Below are 5209 nucleotides of genomic sequence, written 5' to 3'. Positions count from 1 at the left end.
GGGCCGCGTCGTCTTCGGCGCGTGGGAGCCCCGCACCGGGGCCTGCGGATCGCTCTGGGACGTGGTCCGCGACCGCCGGCTCGTCCACCGCCCCGAGGTCCGCGGCGGGGTGCTCGAGACCGAGTGCGCCGCGCTGCTGGAACAGTTCTTCCGCGCTCGGCGGTAGCGGCGCGCCCGTACGGCGGTGACGGGATCGTGACCATGGTCCGGTGGAGGCCCGGCGCACATCTCCGTACGGTGGATCGGGAGAGGCGCCGGGCAGCGGCGCCGCGATCGAGAGGAGCACCACATGGGTGTGGGAGACAAGTTCTCGAACAAGGCCGAGGAGCTCGGCGGCCGCGCCAAGGAGTCGGCCGGCGCCGCGACCGGCGACCGTGACCTCCAGGCCGAGGGCCAGGCGGACCAGGGCAAGGCCGGCATCAAGCAGGGCGCCGAGAAGCTCAAGGACAAGGCCAACGAGGCCGCGAGCAAGCTCACCGGCAACGACAAGGCCTGATTCGCCCCGGCGAGCAGGCGATTTCCGCCTGCGGCCGCTCGTGAAGTAGCCTGATCGGCGGTGGCGTGTCCGAGCGGCCGAAGGTGCAGCACTCGAAATGCTGTGTTGGGTAACCCCCAACCGTGGGTTCAAATCCCACCGCCACCGCCACGGGGAGAGCCCCGGAACTCATCGGAGTTCCGGGGCTCTCCCCGTTTCGGGCCTCATCTCGGGCCTGATCTCATTCCGCGTCGTCACCCGGGAAGACGTCGGCGACGAAGTCCGGCAGGGCGGCGACCGCCCGGAGCGTGGTGATCGCGGAGTCGATCACGGTCTCCTGGGGCAGCCCGGACTCCTCGCCCAGCAGCGCCAACTCCTCGACACCGGCCAACCAGGCGCGGGTGAGCACCAGGGCCATCGGGCCGGGCCGGACCACCCCGATGCTGTGGAGGATGCGCAGGCTGATGGTGCGGTGCATCCCGTCCACGACCTGCTCGAGGACCGGGTCCACGGACCTGCCCGACCGCAGGACCGCCACGTAGTTGTCGCGCCGCCGCTGGATGTAGCGCACCAGTGCGGTGATGATCGCCCGGGTGCGGTCCTCCGCGCTGGCCCCCTCCGGCACCTCGGTGAGCGACAGGACGTGGTCGGCGGCCGCGTTGACCACCGCCGTGAGGTAGGCCAGCTTGGTGGGGAAGTAGTGGAACAGCAGGCTGCGCGAGACCCCCGCCCGCTCGGCCACGTCATCCATCGACAGCGCGTGGAACGGCACCGTCTCCAGGAGTCTCACTCCCAGGACCACCAGTTGGTCGCGGCGCTCGTGCCGGGAGAGCCGTCGGCCGCTCGTACCGGGCATCGCTCACCTCGTCGTCGTCGATTCCTGCCGTCGTCGATTCCCCCCATCGTAGGGCCAGGGCCGGCCCCCCGGACCGTCGTGCCACGATGGGACACATGTCGGATCACACGCCCCCCACCCCACGCGCGACGACCTTCGACGTGGGGTCCCGGATGGTCCTCGACGGCACCGCGGGGGGCCGCACCGGCGTCATCCACACCCCGCACGGCGACATCGCCACCCCGGCGTTCGTGCCCGTCGGCACCAAGGCCACCGTCAAGACCCTCACCCCGGAGCAGGTCCGCTCGACCGGCGCGCAGGCCGTCCTGGCCAACGCCTACCACCTGTACCTGCAGCCCGGCCACGACGTGGTGGACGCCGCCGGCGGGCTGGGGGAGTTCATGCGCTGGTCCGGGCCCACCTACACCGACTCCGGGGGCTTCCAGGTGATGAGCCTCGGGGTGGGCTTCAAGAAGGTGATCGAGATGTCGGCGGGCGCGGCCGGGGCCCCGGACGACTCCGCCACCAACAAGGGCCAGGGGAGGCTCGCGAAGGTCGACGAGGACGGTGTCACCTTCACCTCGCACCTCGACGGGTCGCCGCACCGGTTCTCCCCGGAGGTGTCGATGCGGATCCAGCACGGTCTGGGGGCCGACATCCTGTTCGCCTTCGACGAGCTCACCACGCTCATGAACACCCGCGAGTACCAGGAGAGGTCGGTCGAGCGCACGCGGCGTTGGGCGCAGCGGTGTCTCGACGAGCACGAACGCCTGTCGGTGGAGCGCGGGCACCGGCCCGGTCAGTCACTGTGGGGCGTGGTCCAGGGCGCGCAGTTCGAGGACCTGCGGCGGCAGGCCGTGCGCGGGCTCGTGGAGATGAGCGACCGCGCCGAGGAACAGGGGCGCCGCGGGTTCGGCGGCTACGGGATCGGCGGGGCGCTGGAGAAGGAGAACCTCGGCACCATCGTGGGCTGGTGCACCGAGGAACTGCCCGAGGACCGGCCGCGCCACCTGCTGGGGATCAGCGAGCCCGACGACATCTTCACGGCGGTGGAGAACGGGGCCGACACGTTCGACTGTGTCGCGCCCACCCGGCTCGCCCGCCACGGCGGGATCTACACGCTGGACGGGCGGGTCAACGTCACCCGGGCCCAGTTCCGGCACGACCACAGCGCGCTCGACCCCGAGGGGCCGTCCGAGGTCTCGCGGGAGTACAGCCGCGCGTACCTGCATCACCTGTTCAAGGCCAAGGAGTTCCTCGGGTCGACCCTGCTCACCCTGCACAACCTGGCGTTCGTGGTGCGGCTGGTCGACGAGGTGCGCGCCGCGATGGACGCCGGGCCCGACGAGTACCTGGCGTACAAGTCCCAGTTCCTGGGGCGGTACTACTCGACGTAGCACCGCCCGCGCCTTACCCGGTCGGCGTCCGCCGGGCCCGTGCGCGCCTTCCTCGGGGGACGTCCCGCGGGGCCCGTCCGCGCCGATGACGTACGCGCCCTCTTCGGCTTATGCGGCCCCCCTGTCAGCCGCCGGAAGGGGTGCGCGCCGTCTCTGGACCATTCCGGACGCGCACCTCGGGTGAGGCGTCAGTGTCGGTCGCAGTCGCGCAGTCGCGCAGTCGCGCAGATGCGTGGAAAGCTGTCGGCATGGACCTTGGCGAGACTCTGGACGAGATCGATGCGATATACGCTCAGCGAACCGCTTTCGGAACCAATCCGATGGCGCCCACAGCTCCTCTGGGACCCTTCAGTCAGGCGGCGATGCAGGCCGCCGAGAATCTCCTGGTCAAAGCCCTAGACCGGATGGGGAGCGGCGAGCAGGACGCGGCGGAGCGACTGATGGGACGCGCGGCCGAGATCCCGTTCGATGACCACGAGGGGGTGTGGCCGGGACCCGAGGTGGCCGCGGATTTGCTCTACAACCTCATCGCGGACCATTCGGAGTTGCTCGCCGAGTTCGAGTTTGACGACGAGGGGAATGAACCCCCGATCGAGGTCCACCTGGGTATCCGGGAGATCAAGGGCCGGTTGAGCCCAGGAGAGGGTGAGGCACTGCGTGAGGTAATGCGTGAGATCCTGACGGTCGCGGGCGAGTACGGGATCGATCGCCACCAAGTGGGGCGACTGCGCGAGGTGCTCGAACTCCTGCCGCGGGGGGAGTACCACCGCGAGCTTCCAGGCGACGCCACGACCCAGCAGCGGCTGGACTCGATCGCCGCCGCGTGCCGCGTGTCTGCACTACTCCTCGAGACGTTCTACGGGGAGTACTGAGCCCGGGGTAAGAGAGTCAGCCGTCGAAGTAGATCGAGTGATGCAATGAGCAGCCCGGGTTGAACGGCGCCCTGCAGGCCGGGCACCCGTGTGCGTTCAGGTACTCGGTGATCGACAGCGTGGTCCGGCAGACACCGCACAGGATCGCCGGGGCGTCGAACTCGGCCCGCGGCCACGCCGAGACCGCGTGGTCAGCGGCATCGGCGTGGCAGCGGAAGCACGGGTAGAACTCCCGGCAGCAGTGGAAGCGGATCGCCACCACGTCGAGGGGCCCGCGGTAGTGGACGCAGCGGGTCTGGTCGTCGACGGTGGCGCCGAGCACCCGTATCGATGCGCCGCTCCCGTCGCGCCCGACGCCCGAGCCGCCGCCACCCGCGCCCTCGTCGTGGGAGGTCATGCCCTCGAGTCTGCCAGGGGCGATCGCGCCACGGTCGATCCGGCCAGGGCGGTCTGATAGCTGGGCTCGCGCTTCTTGATCCACGCGATCACGACGTACGTCACCGGCAGCAGGACCGCCTCGACGAGGGTCTTCCAGACGAACCCGATCACCACGTAGTTCCAGTAGTCGCCCGACCCGAGGACCATGCCCAGGGCGGGTGCCGCGATGGTGCAGAAGACGATGGTGTCCGCGAGCTGGCCGACCACGGTTGAGCCGAGCAGCCTGGCCCACAGGGTCTTCTCACCGGTGCGGCGCTTCATCCACACCAGGACGTAGCTGTTGAGCAGCTCGCCCACCACGTAGCCGGCCAGGCCGGCCAGGAAGAACTGCGGGATCACGCCGGCGACGGCCTCGAACGCGTCCTGGTTCTCGTAGAACGGGGCCGGCGGCAAGTGGACGGTGAACGTGAAGCTCAGCGCCGCCAGCGCCAGGACGGCGAAGCCGGAGAGGACGACACGGCGCATCGCCTTGAAGCCGTACACCTCGCTGATCACGTCGCCCAGCACGTACGCCAGCGGGAAGAGCAGGAAGGCGCCGTCGGTGACGAGACCGTCGAGGCTGAGGAACCCGAGTTCGAAGCTCAGGTCGGGGAAGAGCAGGACGCCCTTGGTGCCGGTGACGTTGCTGATGAGCATGACGCCCACGAACAAGGCGATCAGGTAGCCGTAGTACGGGCTGGCGACGGTGGCGAAGACCGCGCGGTCGGTGCCGCTGCGGTCGTCCCGGGCGTCGGGGGCGGGGCTGGTGGGGGTCGGGTCGGACATGGTCGGGTCGGAGGAGTCCCGGGTGCTGCGCGCCGGCTCGGGAATGGTCCCGTCCGGCCGCCCAGGCCCGCGAGGATCAGGGTTCTGCTTCGATGAAGTGGTCACGGGCGTCGATTATCCGCGCAGACGCGCCCGACCGGCGAATCCACCGATCGCGCGACGTCCACCTCTGCGAACGTCCGGGCTCGACGGTCAGGCGACGACCCAGGGGCCGGACCGCAGCGACCCGGGAGTGACCACCCCTCGCAGGGCGTCGATCGAGTCCGCGCCGGGCGGTCCACCGAGAGACGCCACGATCCGGGCGACGGCCGCCCTCGTCGTCGTCCCCTCCAGCGCCAGGTCGGCCAGGGTCACCGCCCCGTCCCGCTTGGCCAGGCGCTCGCCGGCGGCGTTGACCGCGAGCGGGACGTGGACGTACTCCGGCCGG

The 5209-nt window shown here is 70.4% G+C and carries 7 protein-coding genes, 1 tRNA gene and 1 pseudogene; 5 read left to right on the top strand and 4 right to left on the bottom strand.

Annotation, left to right across the window (positions count from 1 at the left end):
• From G6017_RS01890 to G6017_RS01880, 3 genes are all read left to right on the top strand, one after another.
• On the top strand, positions 1 to 166 hold a 166-nt coding region (locus tag G6017_RS01890), incomplete at its 5' end, for a cytidine/deoxycytidylate deaminase family protein (RefSeq protein WP_182615636.1).
• 123 nt (positions 167 to 289) lie between these two features.
• A complete protein-coding gene (locus G6017_RS01885; protein WP_017838254.1) occupies positions 290 to 496 on the top strand; it encodes a CsbD family protein in 207 nt (68 codons plus the stop codon).
• A gap of 59 nt (positions 497 to 555) precedes the next feature.
• A tRNA-Ser gene (locus tag G6017_RS01880) sits at positions 556 to 646 on the top strand.
• 70 nt (positions 647 to 716) lie between these two features.
• On the opposite strand, the gene G6017_RS01875 is transcribed toward G6017_RS01880, so the two are convergent.
• Entirely contained in the window at positions 717 to 1331 is a 615-nt protein-coding gene (locus G6017_RS01875) for a TetR/AcrR family transcriptional regulator (RefSeq protein ID WP_179524312.1), read from the bottom strand.
• A 95-nt stretch (positions 1332 to 1426) separates the two neighbouring features.
• Between G6017_RS01875 and tgt the strand changes: the two genes are divergently transcribed.
• Both tgt and G6017_RS01865 read left to right on the top strand, forming a co-directional pair.
• Positions 1427 to 2707, top strand: a complete 1281-nt coding sequence (gene tgt / locus G6017_RS01870) for a tRNA guanosine(34) transglycosylase Tgt (protein ID WP_176474993.1) — start codon at positions 1427 to 1429, stop codon at positions 2705 to 2707.
• Between the two features lie 248 nt (positions 2708 to 2955).
• Positions 2956 to 3579: a hypothetical protein gene (locus G6017_RS01865; RefSeq protein WP_179524314.1), complete on the top strand. Its 624-nt coding sequence runs from the start codon at positions 2956 to 2958 to the stop codon at positions 3577 to 3579.
• 16 nt (positions 3580 to 3595) lie between these two features.
• Here the strand turns inward: G6017_RS01865 and G6017_RS01860 are convergent, their stop codons facing one another.
• From G6017_RS01860 to G6017_RS01850, 3 genes and pseudogenes are all read right to left on the bottom strand, one after another.
• Positions 3596 to 3976: a CHY zinc finger protein gene (locus G6017_RS01860; RefSeq protein ID WP_017836326.1), complete on the bottom strand. Its 381-nt coding sequence runs from the start codon at positions 3974 to 3976 to the stop codon at positions 3596 to 3598.
• Positions 3973 to 4782 carry a queuosine precursor transporter gene (locus G6017_RS01855; RefSeq protein ID WP_095717136.1) on the bottom strand — a complete coding sequence of 270 codons (810 nt, stop codon included), beginning with the start codon at positions 4780 to 4782 and terminating at the stop codon, positions 3973 to 3975. The genes G6017_RS01860 and G6017_RS01855 overlap by 4 nt, the downstream gene beginning before the upstream one ends.
• Positions 4783 to 4974: 192 nt before the next feature.
• Positions 4975 to 5209, bottom strand: a pseudogene (locus G6017_RS01850) (tRNA glutamyl-Q(34) synthetase GluQRS); the annotation flags it as partial.

Source organism: Dietzia sp. B44 (genome assembly GCF_014145245.1).
Taxonomy (GTDB): Bacteria; Actinomycetota; Actinomycetes; order Mycobacteriales; family Mycobacteriaceae; genus Dietzia; species Dietzia natronolimnaea.
This window is presented reverse-complemented; position numbering and strand designations above follow the sequence as displayed.

Excerpts from the sequence above, each read along its gene's own strand:
- G6017_RS01855 (WP_095717136.1), bottom strand. The coding sequence starts at position 4,782 with ATGTCCGACCCGACCCCCACCAGCCCCGCCCCCGACGCCCGGGACGAC.
- G6017_RS01860 (WP_017836326.1), bottom strand. The coding sequence starts at position 3,976 with ATGACCTCCCACGACGAGGGCGCGGGTGGCGGCGGCTCGGGCGTCGGG.
- G6017_RS01865 (WP_179524314.1), top strand. The coding sequence starts at position 2,956 with ATGGACCTTGGCGAGACTCTGGACGAGATCGATGCGATATACGCTCAG.
- tgt (WP_176474993.1), top strand. The coding sequence starts at position 1,427 with ATGTCGGATCACACGCCCCCCACCCCACGCGCGACGACCTTCGACGTG.
- G6017_RS01885 (WP_017838254.1), top strand. The coding sequence starts at position 290 with ATGGGTGTGGGAGACAAGTTCTCGAACAAGGCCGAGGAGCTCGGCGGC.
- G6017_RS01875 (WP_179524312.1), bottom strand. The coding sequence starts at position 1,331 with ATGCCCGGTACGAGCGGCCGACGGCTCTCCCGGCACGAGCGCCGCGAC.